Source organism: Microbacterium sp. Leaf320, assembly GCF_001423485.1.
Taxonomy (GTDB): Bacteria; Actinomycetota; Actinomycetes; order Actinomycetales; family Microbacteriaceae; genus Microbacterium.
This window is the reverse complement of sequence record NZ_LMOD01000003.1, coordinates 50,952-66,034: the sequence shown is the minus strand read 5'-3', so window position 1 is coordinate 66,034 and position 15,083 is coordinate 50,952. Positions and strand designations below refer to the sequence as shown.

22 protein-coding genes are annotated in these 15,083 nt (G+C 66.0%); 20 read left to right on the top strand and 2 right to left on the bottom strand.

Annotated elements, in window-relative coordinates:
* Positions 1–114 precede the first annotated feature (114 nt).
* From ASF63_RS10125 to ASF63_RS10040, 18 genes are all read left to right on the top strand, one after another.
* Positions 115–405, top strand: a complete 291-nt coding sequence (locus tag ASF63_RS10125; protein WP_056513187.1) for a hypothetical protein — start codon at positions 115–117, stop codon at positions 403–405.
* Positions 406–420: 15 nt separating this feature from the next.
* Entirely contained in the window at positions 421–951 is a 531-nt protein-coding gene (locus ASF63_RS10120; RefSeq protein WP_056513185.1) for a hypothetical protein, read from the top strand.
* The gene (locus ASF63_RS10115) at positions 939–1,289 is read left to right on the top strand and encodes a hypothetical protein (protein ID WP_056513182.1); all 351 of its coding nucleotides are present in this window, start codon (positions 939–941) and stop codon (positions 1,287–1,289) included. The genes ASF63_RS10120 and ASF63_RS10115 overlap by 13 nt, the downstream gene beginning before the upstream one ends.
* Complete coding sequence (locus tag ASF63_RS10110) at positions 1,289–1,540, top strand: hypothetical protein (protein WP_056513179.1); 252 nt, start codon at positions 1,289–1,291, stop codon at positions 1,538–1,540. The genes ASF63_RS10115 and ASF63_RS10110 overlap by 1 nt, the downstream gene beginning before the upstream one ends.
* 2 nt (positions 1,541–1,542) lie before the next feature.
* Positions 1,543–1,974 (top strand): hypothetical protein, encoded by a 432-nt coding sequence (locus ASF63_RS10105; RefSeq protein WP_157534307.1) that lies wholly within the window; start codon positions 1,543–1,545, stop codon positions 1,972–1,974.
* Positions 1,975–2,038: 64 nt separating this feature from the next.
* Positions 2,039–2,620 (top strand): hypothetical protein, encoded by a 582-nt coding sequence (locus tag ASF63_RS10100; RefSeq protein WP_056513173.1) that lies wholly within the window; start codon positions 2,039–2,041, stop codon positions 2,618–2,620.
* A gap of 83 nt (positions 2,621–2,703) precedes the next feature.
* Positions 2,704–2,967: a hypothetical protein gene (locus tag ASF63_RS10095; RefSeq protein ID WP_056513170.1), complete on the top strand. Its 264-nt coding sequence runs from the start codon at positions 2,704–2,706 to the stop codon at positions 2,965–2,967.
* Positions 2,968–3,062: 95 nt separating this feature from the next.
* Positions 3,063–3,329, top strand: a complete 267-nt coding sequence (locus tag ASF63_RS10090; protein WP_056513168.1) for a hypothetical protein — start codon at positions 3,063–3,065, stop codon at positions 3,327–3,329.
* 15 nt (positions 3,330–3,344) lie between these two features.
* Positions 3,345–5,486 carry a phage tail tape measure protein gene (locus ASF63_RS10085; protein ID WP_056513165.1) on the top strand — a complete coding sequence of 714 codons (2,142 nt, stop codon included), beginning with the start codon at positions 3,345–3,347 and terminating at the stop codon, positions 5,484–5,486.
* Complete coding sequence (locus ASF63_RS10080) at positions 5,483–6,319, top strand: hypothetical protein (RefSeq protein WP_056513161.1); 837 nt, start codon at positions 5,483–5,485, stop codon at positions 6,317–6,319. The genes ASF63_RS10085 and ASF63_RS10080 overlap by 4 nt, the downstream gene beginning before the upstream one ends.
* Positions 6,310–7,449 (top strand): hypothetical protein, encoded by a 1,140-nt coding sequence (locus tag ASF63_RS10075; protein ID WP_056513158.1) that lies wholly within the window; start codon positions 6,310–6,312, stop codon positions 7,447–7,449. Before ASF63_RS10080 ends, ASF63_RS10075 begins: the two co-directional genes overlap by 10 nt.
* Before the next feature lie 9 nt (positions 7,450–7,458).
* Positions 7,459–7,998: a hypothetical protein gene (locus ASF63_RS10070; protein ID WP_056513155.1), complete on the top strand. Its 540-nt coding sequence runs from the start codon at positions 7,459–7,461 to the stop codon at positions 7,996–7,998.
* Between the two features lie 11 nt (positions 7,999–8,009).
* Complete coding sequence (locus tag ASF63_RS19220; protein WP_056513154.1) at positions 8,010–9,212, top strand: hypothetical protein; 1,203 nt, start codon at positions 8,010–8,012, stop codon at positions 9,210–9,212.
* Position 9,213: 1 nt separating this feature from the next.
* On the top strand, positions 9,214–10,164 hold the full coding sequence (locus ASF63_RS10060; protein ID WP_056513151.1) for a M23 family metallopeptidase: 951 nt from the start codon (positions 9,214–9,216) through the stop codon (positions 10,162–10,164).
* Positions 10,164–10,487: a hypothetical protein gene (locus ASF63_RS10055; RefSeq protein WP_157534306.1), complete on the top strand. Its 324-nt coding sequence runs from the start codon at positions 10,164–10,166 to the stop codon at positions 10,485–10,487. The genes ASF63_RS10060 and ASF63_RS10055 overlap by 1 nt, the downstream gene beginning before the upstream one ends.
* Positions 10,480–11,082: a collagen-like protein gene (locus tag ASF63_RS10050; RefSeq protein ID WP_056513144.1), complete on the top strand. Its 603-nt coding sequence runs from the start codon at positions 10,480–10,482 to the stop codon at positions 11,080–11,082. The genes ASF63_RS10055 and ASF63_RS10050 overlap by 8 nt, the downstream gene beginning before the upstream one ends.
* Positions 11,079–11,342, top strand: a complete 264-nt coding sequence (locus ASF63_RS10045) for a hypothetical protein (RefSeq protein ID WP_056513141.1) — start codon at positions 11,079–11,081, stop codon at positions 11,340–11,342. The genes ASF63_RS10050 and ASF63_RS10045 overlap by 4 nt, the downstream gene beginning before the upstream one ends.
* A 91-nt stretch (positions 11,343–11,433) precedes the next feature.
* The gene (locus ASF63_RS10040; RefSeq protein WP_056513138.1) at positions 11,434–12,480 is read left to right on the top strand and encodes an acyltransferase family protein; all 1,047 of its coding nucleotides are present in this window, start codon (positions 11,434–11,436) and stop codon (positions 12,478–12,480) included.
* On the opposite strand, the gene ASF63_RS10035 is transcribed toward ASF63_RS10040, so the two are convergent.
* Complete coding sequence (locus ASF63_RS10035) at positions 12,470–12,793, bottom strand: hypothetical protein (protein ID WP_056513135.1); 324 nt, start codon at positions 12,791–12,793, stop codon at positions 12,470–12,472. The genes ASF63_RS10040 and ASF63_RS10035 overlap by 11 nt on opposite strands.
* A gap of 56 nt (positions 12,794–12,849) precedes the next feature.
* Here ASF63_RS10035 and ASF63_RS19640 point away from each other — a divergent pair, with 56 nt between their 5' ends.
* Together ASF63_RS19640 and ASF63_RS10025 are read left to right on the top strand one after the other, a co-directional pair.
* Positions 12,850–13,110, top strand: coding sequence for a DUF3263 domain-containing protein (locus ASF63_RS19640; protein WP_056513132.1), 261 nt, complete (start codon positions 12,850–12,852; stop codon positions 13,108–13,110).
* 95 nt (positions 13,111–13,205) lie between these two features.
* Entirely contained in the window at positions 13,206–14,147 is a 942-nt protein-coding gene (locus tag ASF63_RS10025; RefSeq protein WP_056513130.1) for a TIR domain-containing protein, read from the top strand.
* A gap of 163 nt (positions 14,148–14,310) precedes the next feature.
* Here the strand turns inward: ASF63_RS10025 and ASF63_RS19045 are convergent, their stop codons facing one another.
* Complete coding sequence (locus ASF63_RS19045; protein WP_157534305.1) at positions 14,311–14,775, bottom strand: hypothetical protein; 465 nt, start codon at positions 14,773–14,775, stop codon at positions 14,311–14,313.
* Positions 14,776–15,083: the final 308 nt, after the last annotated feature.

Here is a 15,083-nt window from a genome sequence, read left to right as displayed (position 1 = left end):
AGAGGGATCATCGTGGCGAAATGCAAGGTCTGCGGTGCACCGCACCGGTCCTGCGGACCAAGCACCACGGTGATCCCCGTCGATGAACGCATCGAGACAAGGGAGCAAGGGGACATGAGCCTCAAGCGATACACGATCACCTCAGGGCGTCGCGGTGAGCACACCGTCACGGTCAAGCTCAGCGACGACGAAGCGAAGCGCCTCGGCGTGTTCGACCAGTCGACGTCGCCCGAGGGGAAGCCGGCCGCCAAGAAGGTGCCGGCGAAGACGGGCGCGCCCCGCAAGGCGCGCACGCCCCGCAACAAGGCTGCGAAGCCCGCAGCCGACAAGGCCGCTGAGCCGGCAGCCGTGACGCCGCCCGCGGGCAGCGTCGAGGACGCGTCCGACCCGGACGCAAGCGAGTAGCAGGGGGTGGCGGGGATGGTGCTTCAGACCGAGTCGTTCGCGACAGCGCAGGAAATGGCTGATCGGTCGCAGGGCGCGATCCCCGTCAACCACCCGTTCCTCGACAAGGAACTCAAAGCCGCAACGGAGACGATCCGCAACGCGTGCGGCTGGCACATCGCGAAGGTCGAGGCGCTCACGTTCGAGCGCGTCGGCCCGTTCGCTGAGCACGTCTGGCTGCCCGCGATGGCGATCGCATCCATCACCGCCGCGACGATCGACGGCACCGTGCTCGCCGTGGACTCGATCGAGTTCGACAAGACGACCGGGTGGACGAACCTCTGCGGTCGTCGCCGGTCCGTGACTTTCACCGCAGGCTTTGCCGCGGTGCCGGCGGATCTCGTGACGCTGACGCTCGAGCTCGCCGCCGGCGCGCTCGGCTCGCCGACGGGCATCACCCGCGAGCAGGCAGGCGGCGTCTCTGTCACCTACGCCCGCAGCTCCGGAGCCCTGCAGGCAGCTGACCACGACCGACTCGCCGCCTACAAGATCGGGTGGCTGCCGTGATCGGCGGCGTCGTCGCACGGCACACGCTCGTGCGCGAACGACCGGACATGGTCGACAACGGCCGCGGCGGCACCGAGGCAGACTTCACAGACGCGACCGCCGTCGACCTGGCAGGGTGGGCGCTCGACGCCGGCAACACCACCGCCGACATGCAGAACCGCGACGGCGCATCGATCCGCTGGACCGCTCGAGGACCGTTCGACGCCGACGTCGAACGCCATGACCGGATCCTCGTGTTCGGCGAACAGCTCAAGATCGAGGGTGCCGTGGTCCGCCAACCCGGACCGTCGCTGCGCACCTCGCACACGATCCTGCTGCTTGTCGCCTGGGAGGGCTGATGGCTGTCAAGGGCATGCGCATCAAGGTCAACCGCGACGCGATTCGGAAGCTGCTCGCCTCGCAGGAAGTCGCCGACAACCTTGCGCCGCGCGGTGAACGCATCGCGACCGCCGCCGGTGAGGGCTTCGAAGCCTCGACGACGAAGAACCGCGACCGTGTCGTCGTGTTCGTGACATCGCGGACGACGGAGGCGAGACGCGCGGAAGCCGAGGATCGTGCGCTGACACGCGCCATCGATGCCGGGAGGTGACCGTGGAACTTCTCATCCCCGCAGACCCCGAGGTGCGTGCGCTCGCGGAGCTGTCGACCATGCTCCCGCTCCACGGATTCCCCAGCGTCACGACGGCCGCCCGGAGCCTCGGAACGAAGATCCCCACACAGAACCCCAAGCCGGACGTGTTCGGACGCCTGATCGCCTCTGGCGGGTCTGGCCGCGACATCGTGACGGACTCGCCGACTCTCGCGATCGAGGGATACTCCGTGAAGGAACAGCAGGCACGAGACCTGTGCGCGCTCATGCTCGCGATCATCGAGGCCGCCGCCCGAGCGGGCTCTCTCGGCGGGGCGACCGTCTACCGGTCTCGCACAATCGCGCTCCCGCAGAACCTGCCGAACCCACTGGTGCCGGATCACTTCCGGTTCACCGCCCTGATCTCCGTCGACCTCCGCAGGGTCACGGCCTGAGTTCCCACTCGCGCACCGTCCCGACCGGGGCGGCGCTCATCCATGCCTGAAAGGGGCAACTGCGATGTCAGTGAACAGCAAGAACGTGTTCGTCGGTACGCCCGATCAGGCGACGACCGGAGCGATCCTCACCGGTCCGGAGACGGACGTCATCCCGGAGACGATCGACGACTTCGTCTTCACCGGCCTGAAGGACTCCGGTTACGTCGGCGAGGACGGCGTCACCGTCACGCCGACGGAGTCGACCGAGTCGATCAAGGACTGGTCGCTGAAGACGATCCGGAAGATCCTCACCGAGTTCGACGCGACGCTCGCCTGGGCTCACCTCGAACTGTCGGAGGAAGCGCTCAAGAACTACATGGGCGACGACAACGTCGAGGTCACCGCCGCGACCGCATCGACGGGCAAGCTCACCCGCGCCGCGATCGCCGGCGAGGCTCGCCCGATCAAGGCCTGGTACATCAAGGTCAAGGACGGCGACCGCCGCGCGCTGATCTTCGTTCCCCACGGCCAGGTCACCGAACGCGGCGAGATCTCGCTGCTCGCCTCCGCCGCGATCACCCTTCCGGTCACGCTCACCACGTACCCGGATGCCGCCGGCAAGAACGTCTACATCTTCCTGGACGACGGCGTCGTCTCGGCCTGATCTGTCAGACCGTCGCGGCCGGGCGCCGGGAACCCGCCCGGTCGCGACGTACCACCCCACCGGTTCCCAGAAAGCAGGTTCCCATGTTGGAGAAGTTCCACTACACGATCGACGAGACCGAGATCACGCTGCCCCGCTTCGAGGACATCGAGGTCGGAGTCATCCGCAAGATCCGCAAGCTGGGGCAGGTCGACCAGATCCTCACCCTCATCGAGCACTACCTCGACGAGGAGCAGCTCACGGCGTTCGACACCCTCACACGCGAGGGGCTCGAAGAGTTCGCGACGGCCTGGCGCACCGGGTCGAGCGTGACGCTGGGGGAATCCTCGGCCTCCTCGACCTCGTAGACGAGCATCAGGAGGCTGTCGAGTTCGAGCTGATCGCCGCCGGGATCCGCTGGCGTGACATCGGCTCTGAAGCCCTCAACTGGCGCGACCTCTTCGTGCTCGTGCGGCGGTGGCAGAAGCTCCCCGGCAACGCGCTGGGTGCCGCCGTTCACGGGCACGAAGTCCCGTCGTGGAATCAGCAGGTGCTCGCCGTGCTCGTCGACCAGCTGCAGGCGGCGAACTTCAACCTTCGGCGCGGCAAGGGCGCGCGCCCGAAACGGTTCGCCCGTTGGTGGGAGAAGCGCAAGCAGCAGAAGTTCGGGCGCGACCCGATCCCGATCTCGCAGTTCGACGCCTGGTGGGAGTCCGCCGGCCGCCGATGATTCAGGAGGTGCACGATGGGCTCTGAGGGTGTCGAGCTCGCTACCGTCTGGCTCCGCATGGTGCCGACGATGGAGGGCGCTACCGAGAACATCACGAAGGCGCTCGCGCCTGGTGAGAACGCGGCAGGGGAGTCCGGGAAGCGTGCGGGCTCCGAGTGGGCGGCGAAGGCGAAAGGTGCCATCGGTGTCGCCGCCATCGGGGCCGCCGTCGTCGGCACGTTCAAGGGTCTCTACGAGGTCGGCTCGATCTTCGACGACGTGACAGACACCATCCGTGTCGGCACGGGCGCGCAGGGTGAAGCGCTCGACGGTCTCGTCCAGGTGGCGAAGAACGTCGGTGCGAACGTCCCCGCGCAATTCGACAAGATCGGGTCGACAGTCGCCGACCTGAACACCCGGCTCGGCCTGAGCGGCGAGACCCTGACCACGGTCTCCGCACAGTACCTCGAGGCCGGTCGCATCCTCGGCGAAGACGTCGACATCAACGCGACGTCCGCCGCATTCAACGCCTTCAAGATCGAGGGCGAGGGCGTCTCGTCCGCGATGGACACCCTGTTCCAGGTGTCGCAGGCCACGGGCGTTGGCATCAACCAGCTCGCGTCCGGCGCGCAGTCCGCGGCACCCGCGCTGCAGAACCTCGGCTTCTCGTTCGAGGACTCGGTGTCGCTGCTCGGCTCGCTCGACAAGGCGGGCCTCAACTCCCAGCAGGTGATGGCGTCCCTGTCGAAGGGTCTCGTCACGCTCGCGAAGGACGGCGAGGAACCGCAGGCCGCGTTCCAGCGCGTCACCGGCGAGATGCAGTCGTTCGTCGACAAGGGTGAGACGGCCGCCGCGCTCGACCTCGCCTCGCAGATCTTCGGCACCCGTGGCGCCGCACAATTCGTGGGCGCGCTGCAGTCCGGCGTCGTGAACCTCGACGACCTGCAGGCGTCCGTCGGCGCGACCGGCGACACGATCCTCGGAGTCGCGGACGAGACCGCCGACTTCGCCGAGCAGTGGATGGTCTTCAAGAACCGGGCACTCACCGCTCTCGAACCGGTTGGCACGGCGATCTTCAACGGGCTCGGCTCGGCGATGAAGTTCGTCAACGGTCTGTTCGAGGACATGCCCGACCTTGGGACCACGTTCGGTCCGATGCTCGCCACGTTCGGTGAGATCGCGTCCGTGATTTGGGAAGCGCTCGCGCCGGCGTTCGAGCAGGTGTGGCAGGCGATCAGCCCGCTGATCCCAATGCTCCTCGATCTGTGGATGTCGGTGTCGCCGGTCATGCTGATCTTCCAGGCGCTCGAGCCGATGCTGCCGATGATCGCGTCGATGTTCGGCCAGCTCGCGTCGATCATCGGCCAGACGCTGATGTCGGCGCTGCCGCCGATCGTGTCGCTGATGACCACCCTCGGCGGCATCCTCGGCACACTGTTCGAGGCGCTCATCCCCGTGGTGAGCACCCTCGTATCGGCGCTGTTCCCGATCATCGAGGCGCTGATCCCGGTCGTCGTCGGACTGATGGAGGCGTTCGCGCCGCTCATCACCGCGCTCGTCGAAGCCCTCGCGCCAATACTCACCACCGTCGCCGAGATCATCGGCATGATCCTCGTCCCTGTGTTCAACATCATCGGGGCCGTGATCACCGCTCTCGCAGGGATCATCACCTGGCTGGTGAACACGATCATCGTGCCGCTGTTCAACGGCTTCGTGATCCCCGTCGTGAAGGAAGTCGGCCGGATCTTCGAGTCCGTGTTCAGCGGTCTCGGGAGCTTCTTCGAGGGCATCTGGACCGGCATCAAGAACACCTTCAAGACGTTCATCAACTTCATCATCGACGGGATCAACGGCTTCATCGGCGGGCTGAACGAGGTCGGCAACTTCGTCTCTGACGTCACGGGCGGAACGATCGACTTCTCGATCGGGAAGATCCCACGGCTCGCTGACGGCGCGACGATCCTCCCGCGCTCGGGCGGCACTCTCGCGGTGCTCGCCGAGGCCGGGCGGGCGGAGTCCGTCGTCGACACCGGGCTGATGAACCAGGCACTCGAAGAGGGCATCTCCGGCAACCAGTCCGGGACGGTGAACCAGCACATCACGCTCAAGACCAACGACCCGCGTCTCGCGATTCGGCAGCTGGGGCGTGAAGCGCAGAGGGGGCTCGCGGCATCATGACGACACTGCAGCTCGGACCCCTCACCTTCGCCGAGACCGGATCAGCCGGTTGGGTCTTCTCGGACCTGATCGACTGGTTCGGTCAGACCGACAACAAGGAGGACGAGGAGGAGCGGCCGCAGGGGCACGGCGCGTTCGCATCATCGAAGGCGCTGCGCACCTCGCGCGCGATCAGCTTCAACGCCTCCTACCTGGGCGGCTCAGCCGCCGAAGTCGAAGACGCGTACGACACTCTCGCCGCCGTCGGCGCCGAAGGGCCCGTGTACGCCATCCTGGCGACGACGGCTGGGCGGTCGGCTCGCCGGGTGAAAGTGCAGGTGTCCAGCGCGGCAGACCACCACGGTCGCACGACGGGGAAAGCCGCGGTCGACATGATCGCGGCCGACCCTCGCCGCTATCAGGTCGAAGCCGACGTGCCGTGGGTGTCCACTGAGCCGCCGTCTGCGGGGCTCGGCCTCGTCTGGCCCGCCGTCTGGCCGCTCATCTGGCCCGCCGGTGGATCGTCGGGGCGCATCACGCTCTCGAACACCGGTAAGGCGCCGTCCGCGCCGATGTTCCAGATGCTCGGCGGCTTCTCCTCGGCTCTCATCACGACCGTGGAGACCGGCGCGCGTATCGGCTTTGATCGCCTCGTCCCGGATGGGTCGTTCGTGGACATCGACACTGCGCTGCACCGCGCGACGATCGACGGCCAGTCCGATGTATCCCGGTGGCTGCGCTGGCGCGAATGGGCGCTCATCCCGCCGGGGGAGTCCCGGTCGTACCAGTTCGATGTGACCGCACCGGTGGGGACACCGATACTCAGAGGGCGGGTGCTTTCGGCATGGTGGTGAACGCGTACGTCTTCGAGACCCGCGGTGGAGCTCTGCTGCAGCAGGTCGAGCCCTCGGACCTGCAGTGGTCCGAGAACGCCAACCAGGCCGAGACCATCGACATCACCTTCAATCTGAAGGCGGAAGCGGAAGGCGCGCGCGACTGGCGCAACCTCGGCACCCCGTGGAAGCACTCGATCGCGGTCGACGTGAACGGTCGCCTCGAGGGTGGGCCGATCCTGCCTCACGATTTCGCCGATGCGAACGGCACCCTCAAGATGACCGCCCGCGGTGGGCGCATCCTCTTCTCGCGCCGATCGATTCTCCCGCCTGCCGCGCTCACGACGCCGCTGGTGCTCCCCACCGGGGCGCCGGACACGACGCTCGACTCGGCGTGGAGCGGACTGGACTACGGGACGATCGCGAAACGCATTGGACAGCAGGCGTGCGCGTGGCCCGGATGCACAGATCTTCCGATTGTTTGGCCTGCGGACCGCACTGGCACCCGCGAGAAGTCGTACGACGCGATCGAACGGAAGAAGGTCGACGACGCGTGGGCGGATCTGTCGGCGCTGCAGCACGGGCCCGACATCCGGATGCGCCTCGAGTGGGACGGTCCTGACCGGTTCCGCTGGGTGTTCGAGACCGGGACCGAAGCGCAGCCCCGACTTCAGGGACTCGACGTCTTCGACTGGGAAGTCGGCAGCGACGGGTCAGGTCTGACCGTGCAGCGCGACCCGTCCCGGATGGCGTCACTCGCCTGGTCCGAAGGTGGCCGCTCTGACGACACGACTCTCGTGCGTTCGCTCTACGACCCGACGCTCATCGACAGCGGCTTCCCTCTGCTTGAGATCGAGACCGAGGCGTCGTCCAACATCGTCGACCCCGACACCCTCGACGCGTGGAACGCGGAAACCCTGCGCACCGCGAAGAAACCGTGGGAGTTCTGGTCGTTCAACGTGCGCGCCGATCAGACCCCGTTCCCGTACGAGTACGGGCCGGGCTCGCTGATCAACGTGATCGTCACGGAAGACACCCCCGTGACCGGTGGGTACGTGCCTCCCGGCACCTACCCGAGGCGCATCGCGGGACTGTCCGGGGCGATCTCGGACTGGATCACCGTCACCTGTGGCGAGGTCTACGACGACTGAGGGAGAGACATGGCCGATCCCACCCCCGCACCCGGCGGAGATCTCGGCCCGATCCTCGAGGAGTTCCGAAAGCTGCGCCGCGAGGTCGCCGATCTCAAGACCGCGACCGGCACACAGCGCGCTCAAGCGGTGAAGCGCCTGCCCTTCCAGGACTTCCAGGTCGGGCAGGCATCACCGATCGGGCTCGCCGCCGGATGGAACACATACGCGACCGTGTCGCTCGTCGTTCCCGAGGACCGCACCCGCCTGCAGGTGCTCGGGATCGGCACCGCGGCAGTGCTCGATCAGACCAGTGGCGGCCTCACGACGAGCTACGGCCGCATTCTCATCGATGGCGTGCCCTCGCGAGACTTCCCGGCGTCGAAGGATGCAGGCGCAACTCTCGTGAACAACGTCGTCACCGCGACCAGCGCGGCAGTGATCAACGTCGCCGGGAAAACGTCGATAGCTGTCGCCTTCCAGCTGCAACCGCTTAACCCGGCTGCGTTTCCTTCGCACCCGCAGAACTTCGCACAACTCGCCGTCATCGGCAGCTTCACCATCGCCTGAGGAGGCTCATCGTGGCACTGACCCGCTCGCTCCCCACACAGCACCCCTCGGGTCTGCCTATCACCGACACCCGTCGAGTGCTCGCTGGCCTCGTCGCCCGAAACTCGGACGGCACTCCGCGCGCGGGCGTGCTCCCCGCCCACGCAAACCCGCTCGTCGCAGGGCGTGCGTCGATGGGTTACGACGTCGCCCCGTTCATCGCAGCGACATCCCGCATCAACACGGGAGTTGAGCTGATCGCGAACGACGCTGTCACTACCGTCGCCACCACTGCGGCCCCGGCAGCGAACTCGCGCATCGATGTCATCTGGGTGCGGTCGCAGTTCGTGCAGCACGCCGACGCGAACAACGACGTCGTCTTTGGAGTTACGCAGGGAACGGCTGCCGCTGTCCCGACGAAGCCCGTCATCCCCACCGGTGCGCTCGAGCTGGCAACGGCGACGATCCTCTCGACGACCACCACCACGGCCACGGTCGTAGTCACGCAGACCCACCAGTACACGGCGGCCGCGGGTGGCACTGTCCGCTTCCGCACCGACACCGACGCCCTGGCGTGGGATGCGATCGACGGATCGCGCGCCTACAGCGCTGCGTCGGGCTCGACATTCGCTCGGGTGGGTGGAGCGTGGAGCGTCGCCGACACAGGGTTCCTGATCCCGAGCGCCTCCCAGATCTCCGCTGAGGGCGGTGGCACGATCACCGTCGCCTCCGACGGAACGATCTCGTTCTCCGGGGCGACAGCGATCAACCTCGACGGCATCTTCGACGGCCGTGGCATGGACGCCTACGAGATCATCTTCGACGTCGGACGCGTTGGCTCGACAGGAACCGGCGACTGGCGCGTACAGTACCGCGCGGGCGGCGTGACGAGCACAGCTTCGAACTACGTCACCGACCGTGTGAGCTACCAGAACCAGGGGGCGTCCGGATCGGCGGCCGCGACCGGCTACAGCGATATCCAGGGCTTCGGCATCATCATGCGCGGCAACTCCGCCTCCGCGCGCGACAGCGGAACGATGCGAGTTCACTCCCCGAAGCTGCCGCGCTCGACCGCGCTGATTGCCGATGCGCTGCACCTTGCGGCTGGCGCGGCCTCGACGATCATGCACACCTCGGTCGAGTTCGCCGGGTCGAACTTGTTCGACGGCATCCGGCTCCTCACTGCTGGCGCAGGATCGAGCAACGGCACCCTGCGCATCCGGAAGGTTGCGTGACATGGGCGGTGGACCTGGATACGTGATCCCTGCTCCGTACACGGGCATGTCGACGCGCGATGCGCACCTCAAGCGGCGACCCCCGTCGTCCGAACCGGGCACCGACTACTACATGCCGCGAGGGACGCCCCTGGTAGTCCCGTCGGCCTGCAGGGTTGTCGCCGTCGGCGGAGGCCTCGGACCGGCGACAGGCCGTTTCGTGATGCTCGACAATGGCGCCCGATGGATGCGATTCCTTCACCTCCTCGAGTCTCACGTACGCGTGAACCAGGAGCTTCCCGAGGGGACGGTGTTCGGTCTGTCAGGCGCGTCGGGCTACGGCTCGGAGCACTTCGGTGCGGCGTCGGACACTGACGGCGCGATGATCGCCCGCACGGGGGGACCGCATGTGCACGTTACGGCGTTCCGTGGGCGTGCGTTCACTCTGGGATCCGGCGGGACCGTCGACTTCCACGCACTGACCGGCGGCGCCGTCGCGGGCAACGTGACAGCGAAACCTGAGATCGAGGAAGAGAAGGAAGAAGACATGACTCAACTGATCGGCAACTCGAAGGACGGGTACAAGCTGGTCGACGAGCTCGGCGCTGACAACTGGGCATCGTTCGCATACACGGGTCCGGGGTCGACGTTCGAGGCGAACTGGGAAGCGGTGAACATCCTGGGCGACCGCGTCGACATGGAGGGCGGCTGGGGCCTCGAGACTCTGCGGCACATGGCGAACGCGCGCTGGGATCAGAAGCGCTCGCAGATCGCCGCGGAGGTCATCAAGGGAATCGCGCCTCTGCTGGCCGCGACGGCGTCGGGCGGCGGTCTCACGGAGGAGCGGTTCGCGCAGCTCCTCGAGGAAGGCCTGAACAAGCTGAAGCTGAACGGTCCGCAGATCAGCGAAGCAGATCAGGATGCTCTCGCGGAGGCTGTGCGTCAGAAGTTCCGCGAAGACCCCCTCGCCTGATGCCAGACCTGATGGGGCCGATCGGGGTCGCGCTGGTCGGCGTCATCGGCATCATCGTCGGCGGGCTGCTGCGACTCATCCCCACCAAGGGCAGCGTCGAGAACGCTCGAATCGACCAGCTGCAGGAAGACCTCGCCGCCGAGCGTCAGGAACGCAAGGAATTGTCGGGTCGGGTCGATCTGATGGATCGGAAGCTCGATCACTATCGGAGACGTGACCTCGCGTGGATGCGGCACTACGCGCTCATTCAGCGAGGCGTCGAGGACGGAACGATTCCGCCTTGGCCCGATCTACCCGAGGTTCTGAGAGGTGACTATGAATGAGTCCGACGCAGTTCTGATCGCGGCGACGAAGGAACGACGACGGCTGATTCTGGTCTTCACATCGCTCTTGATCGTGATGTCGTTCACCCTGCTCGCAGGGTGGCTATCGGCCTGGAACGGGCGCGAGGCGTGGCACGAACAGGCGATGACCTGGCAGGACCGGTACATCGAGCTCTATGAGGAGTACACGCTCGCAACGGGTGAGGAGCCCTCAGCGCCGGATCCCGAGAACGTCGCGAGCGAGTCACCTCAGGGGGAGCAGGGCGCGCCCGGTCCTGTCGGACCTTCTGGTCCAGCTGGCAAGGATGGGCGTCCGGGTCTCGACTCGACGGTTCCGGGACCGATCGGTCCTCCCGGCGCGGACTCGACGACTCCCGGCCCGCAAGGATCCACTGGTCCTGCGGGTCGCGACGGACAGGACTCAACGGTCCCCGGCCCGCAAGGTCCGCAAGGGCCGGCAGGCGCAGACGGTCGCGGCATCCAGTCTCTCTTCTGCGACGACACCACCGGCCGCTGGACGGTCACCTATACCGACGCCACGACCGCAGACGCGGGCGTGTGCATGACACCCATCATCGAAGGAGAGATCCCATGAGCACCCCCACCGAGACGCCGAACGTCGTCGTCCAGAACCCCACCGTCCGCAAAACCGCCGGCATCGTCCTTGGTGCCGTCGGTATCGCCCTCGGCACGGTCGTCGTCGTGGACGGGGCGGCACCCGCCTTCGACCTCACTGAGTACACCGGGCCGATCACTGCCGGTTACCTGTACTTGTCGAGCCTGTTCGGTCTGGCGGTCACCGTGCCGAACGTCCCCGCCTCGCCGCGCTCGCTGCTCCGACGAGACCTGCGATGACATTTCCCGAGACATGAACGAACCCCCATCCAGCCTCCGGGCCGGGTGGGGGTTCTTCTGCGTTTCGGCGCTGTCCTGGCAGGATGGCCAGGTGCCCACCTTCGATGTCCGCGCGAACAGCTTCGGATTCCTGCGACTGATGTTCGCCGTGCTCGTGATCGTCTCCCACTCGTGGCCGCTCGGCGGGTTCGGGAAGGATCCGGGGCGTCTAGACAATAACCTCGGGATCTTTGCCGTCGAGGGCTTCTTCGCACTCTCCGGGTTTCTCATCACGATGAGCGGATCCCGGCTGAGCATTGGCCGATTCCTCTGGCACCGGATCCTCCGCATCTTCCCGGCCTACTGGGTGTCCCTCCTGCTCGTGGCGGTCGTGTTCGCGCCGATCATCTGGCGCACCATGCGCGGCCTCACCGAGTACCCGTTCGCATCACCGCCACCGACCGGTTTCATCTTCCTGAACGCACTGCTCTTCCAGAACCAGATCACCATCGGCGACACCCTCACCGGCATCCCCGCCGCGCTCATGTGGAACGGTCCGCTCTACACCCTGCCGATGGAGTTCGCCTGCTACCTGCTCATCGCGGTACTCATGGCCGGCCGCGTCCTCACCGCGCGCATGGTGGCCGTCCTCGCGGCCGCAGCATGGGGGTGGGTGCAGCTCGCCCAGATCGGTGCCCTCGGTGTCTACGATGACCGGCAGGCGAAGTTCACGCTCTGCTTCCTCGTCGGATCGCTCATCTACTTCCTGCGGGAGCGCCTCCTCACACTGAAGCTGTGGCTTCCCCTCGGCGCGCTCGTCATCCTCGTCGTCACGTATCTCACGTGGGGCTTCCACATCTTCGGCATCGTGGCGTTCGCGTACCTGGTGCTGTGGATCGCGTACCACCTCCCGTTCCGCGCCGTTGGACGGCGGCACGACTTCTCCTACGGCCTCTACATCTATGGGTGGCCCGTGCAGCAGATGGCCGCGTACTTCGGAGCGACGCAGCTCGGCATCGTGGCGTACATCCTGATCTCGCTCGCAGGCGCAGCAGTTCTCGCGGTCGCCAGCTGGTACCTGATCGAGTCGCCTGCTCTCAGGTGGAAGAGCGCGGATCCGATGGCGTGGTTCCGCAAGAAGCAGACGGTCAACGCGTAGAGCGCTGGGGCCAGGATGCTCCCGCGTGTGCCGTGGGTGTCCGGTGATCGGCCTGCGATCGTCGCTCGACGCCGAGGGCAATCCATGGTTCAAGACCGGGCAGCTCGCGCAGCGCCGTGCAGAGGGTGATCGTATAGGCGTCCTCGTAATAGCCGACCCACGAACCCACCGACTGCTTCAGGATCTCTGACCGATCGCCGGCGGTGGCTAGAAGCTCATCGACCACAGGTGCCGGGTCGGAGGTGTAACGGGTCCGCGAGCAGATCGATCCAAGGGTGATGCTCAACATCGTGTCGGGGGAGAGTCGGGACATGGCATGATGCCTTTCTCCGGCCGAGACGACGAGTCTACGACGCCGTCCCGACGTCGGTGGTTGGGGACAGGATCGGGATCGTGAAGCCTGCCGACATCCTCGCTTTCGAAGCCGCCAACCCGCACCACACGCCGACCCGCGCTGAGCGTATCCGGCGCGAGCTCGGCATCACCGAGATCAGGTGCTCCGTGCTGCTCTCGCGAGCTGTGGAGTCGCGCGAGGGCATTGCCGTGCATCCGAGGACAGCCCGAGTCGTGAGGGAGCGGGCCGAGCAGCGGGCACTAGCGCGGGAGATCAGACACCACTCACGTTCGTGACTGGGGTCAGATCCTGAGAGGGGATCAGGCACCATTCACACTGATGACGGGTGCCGCGCCCTGGACGTCTTTGTGCGACCCGGTAGGGTCCACCTATGGCGACATATCGGAACTTCATCTACGGAGTTCGTCTGACCGAAGAGGCCACCTCGCGCCTCAAGGAACTCCTTCGGCCGAAAGCCCAGAGGGCCAGCGAACTTTGGCTCGAGGACCTCAACAAGCCCGGCTGGGAACAGTTGGTGATGCCGGGAGCTCGGGACAGCATGGTTCGTGGCGCCGAACTTGACGTGGAGCGAGGCGGTGAGTCTCGACTGAACTGGCGAGAGTGGCGAGTAACTGGCAGTGACGGGATCGAACGCTCGGTGTCTCAGTCTCCGTTCGAGCAGAACGCTGCGGCGCCACGATTGGACGGGGCGAGATCAGCGCGGCTCCTCCTCGAACTGAGCGACGAGCGAGGCAATCTAACGAAAGTCTCGCTCGACCTGATGAGCGCGGGTTGCGATCTATCTATCGATACGAGCGATGCCGAGATCGAATCGCTCGTCTCTATGGTCACCGACCTGCTCAACGAGTATGTGGACCCCGCTCTCACTCCTCCGCCGCCGGCGTTCAAGGTCTTCATCGGGCACGGTGGGGATCCGCAATGGAAGTATCTGCACCGCATTTTGAACGACTCGCACGGCATGGTTGCAGAGGCGTTCGAGTCTGCTGAACGCGCGGGTTTTCACACGCTCGTCGTCGTTGACCAGATGGTTAGGAGTAGCTCTGTCGCTGTGGTCGTCATGACAGGTGAAGATCGAGATGCAGATGGTGGCCTGCGTGCCCGAGAGAATGTGGTTCACGAAGTGGGGTTCTGTCAGGGAGCGCTCGGGATCGAGAACACGATCGTCCTGCTGGAAGACGGCGTGAGCGAACCGTCGAACATCACGGGGCTGACACAAATCCGCTTTCGGAGGGGCGCGCTCATCGATGTGGAAGATCGAATAGTGGAAGTCCTGAATCAGCGACGCCAAGTGTTCGAGTATCGTCTCGGCTAGCACTCGAGACGCTCGCTCGTGAGCGAGCCCTGATTTCCGTGAACGGGATCAGGACGCATTCACACTGATGACGGGAGCTGCGCCCTGGTCGACGTCACACCGCTGCAGGAGGGCTCTCTTGGTCGTCGCTCTACACCCGCGACTACGTTGCGTCTCGTCGAAGTCACACGAACGAGACTGTCGTGCCGAGGTGAGCGGCAGCGCCCGTCGCGGTCCGTCGAACAATCCGTCGAAGAAAGGCCACGCACTGCTCCGCGTCCGTGAGGCGGATGGTGGGATTGCTGGTGACTCCGTCGAGCCGAACTGCTTCGAGCGCCTGCACGACAGGCAGCTCGTCGTGCCCGTGCGCAACTGCATGCCGCAATAGGAGCCATTCATTGAGCCTCGCGTCAACCATGGCGGGCGTCCAGGTCACTCGTTGACGCCCGCGTCCACCGGGTATGGTCCACGACCAGAGGGGGCGAGGATCGAAGCCCGCGCTTTGCATGAGACGGCGGGTGTTCTGCGCGTTCGGTGTGGCGAACTTATGGATGCTCTCAATAACATGTCCGCAGCGCGCCATGTACCGTGCGCGCTTGCGGGGCTTCGATGCGCTGGGGGCGGCTGTCTCGATTACGGCGAGGGTCATGTCCTGCACAGCAGCTTGCCAAGCCGCGACTGCTAGCACTACGACCGCTCGATCTAGTGACGTCTCTCGGTAGCGTCTTCCGCCGCTACCGCCGCCATGAGCGCGATGGACAGCGATGATGTTTGCGCAGTGCTGCAATGCGCCCTCGAAGTTGTCTGACGCCGTCTGTAGGTCCATGCGCGCGATTCTAGACGGCCGTGATCGCTCGTCATTCGGGATCAGGACACGTTCACACTCATGACCGCCGGACTCGTCGTGCTGATCTGGGCGGTCGCGGGTCCCGCACTGAGCACCCTGTTCGAGCAGGC

Excerpts from the sequence above, each read along its gene's own strand:
- ASF63_RS10080 (WP_056513161.1), top strand. The coding sequence starts at position 5,483 with ATGACGACACTGCAGCTCGGACCCCTCACCTTCGCCGAGACCGGATCA.
- ASF63_RS10110 (WP_056513179.1), top strand. The coding sequence starts at position 1,289 with ATGGCTGTCAAGGGCATGCGCATCAAGGTCAACCGCGACGCGATTCGG.
- ASF63_RS10045 (WP_056513141.1), top strand. The coding sequence starts at position 11,079 with ATGAGCACCCCCACCGAGACGCCGAACGTCGTCGTCCAGAACCCCACC.
- ASF63_RS10095 (WP_056513170.1), top strand. The coding sequence starts at position 2,704 with ATGTTGGAGAAGTTCCACTACACGATCGACGAGACCGAGATCACGCTG.
- ASF63_RS10050 (WP_056513144.1), top strand. The coding sequence starts at position 10,480 with ATGAATGAGTCCGACGCAGTTCTGATCGCGGCGACGAAGGAACGACGA.
- ASF63_RS10075 (WP_056513158.1), top strand. The coding sequence starts at position 6,310 with ATGGTGGTGAACGCGTACGTCTTCGAGACCCGCGGTGGAGCTCTGCTG.
- ASF63_RS10060 (WP_056513151.1), top strand. The coding sequence starts at position 9,214 with ATGGGCGGTGGACCTGGATACGTGATCCCTGCTCCGTACACGGGCATG.
- ASF63_RS10025 (WP_056513130.1), top strand. The coding sequence starts at position 13,206 with ATGGCGACATATCGGAACTTCATCTACGGAGTTCGTCTGACCGAAGAG.
- ASF63_RS19045 (WP_157534305.1), bottom strand. The coding sequence starts at position 14,775 with ATGACCCTCGCCGTAATCGAGACAGCCGCCCCCAGCGCATCGAAGCCC.
- ASF63_RS10035 (WP_056513135.1), bottom strand. The coding sequence starts at position 12,793 with ATGTCCCGACTCTCCCCCGACACGATGTTGAGCATCACCCTTGGATCG.
- ASF63_RS10100 (WP_056513173.1), top strand. The coding sequence starts at position 2,039 with ATGTCAGTGAACAGCAAGAACGTGTTCGTCGGTACGCCCGATCAGGCG.
- ASF63_RS10120 (WP_056513185.1), top strand. The coding sequence starts at position 421 with ATGGTGCTTCAGACCGAGTCGTTCGCGACAGCGCAGGAAATGGCTGAT.
- ASF63_RS10055 (WP_157534306.1), top strand. The coding sequence starts at position 10,164 with ATGCCAGACCTGATGGGGCCGATCGGGGTCGCGCTGGTCGGCGTCATC.
- ASF63_RS10070 (WP_056513155.1), top strand. The coding sequence starts at position 7,459 with ATGGCCGATCCCACCCCCGCACCCGGCGGAGATCTCGGCCCGATCCTC.
- ASF63_RS10125 (WP_056513187.1), top strand. The coding sequence starts at position 115 with ATGAGCCTCAAGCGATACACGATCACCTCAGGGCGTCGCGGTGAGCAC.
- ASF63_RS10085 (WP_056513165.1), top strand. The coding sequence starts at position 3,345 with ATGGGCTCTGAGGGTGTCGAGCTCGCTACCGTCTGGCTCCGCATGGTG.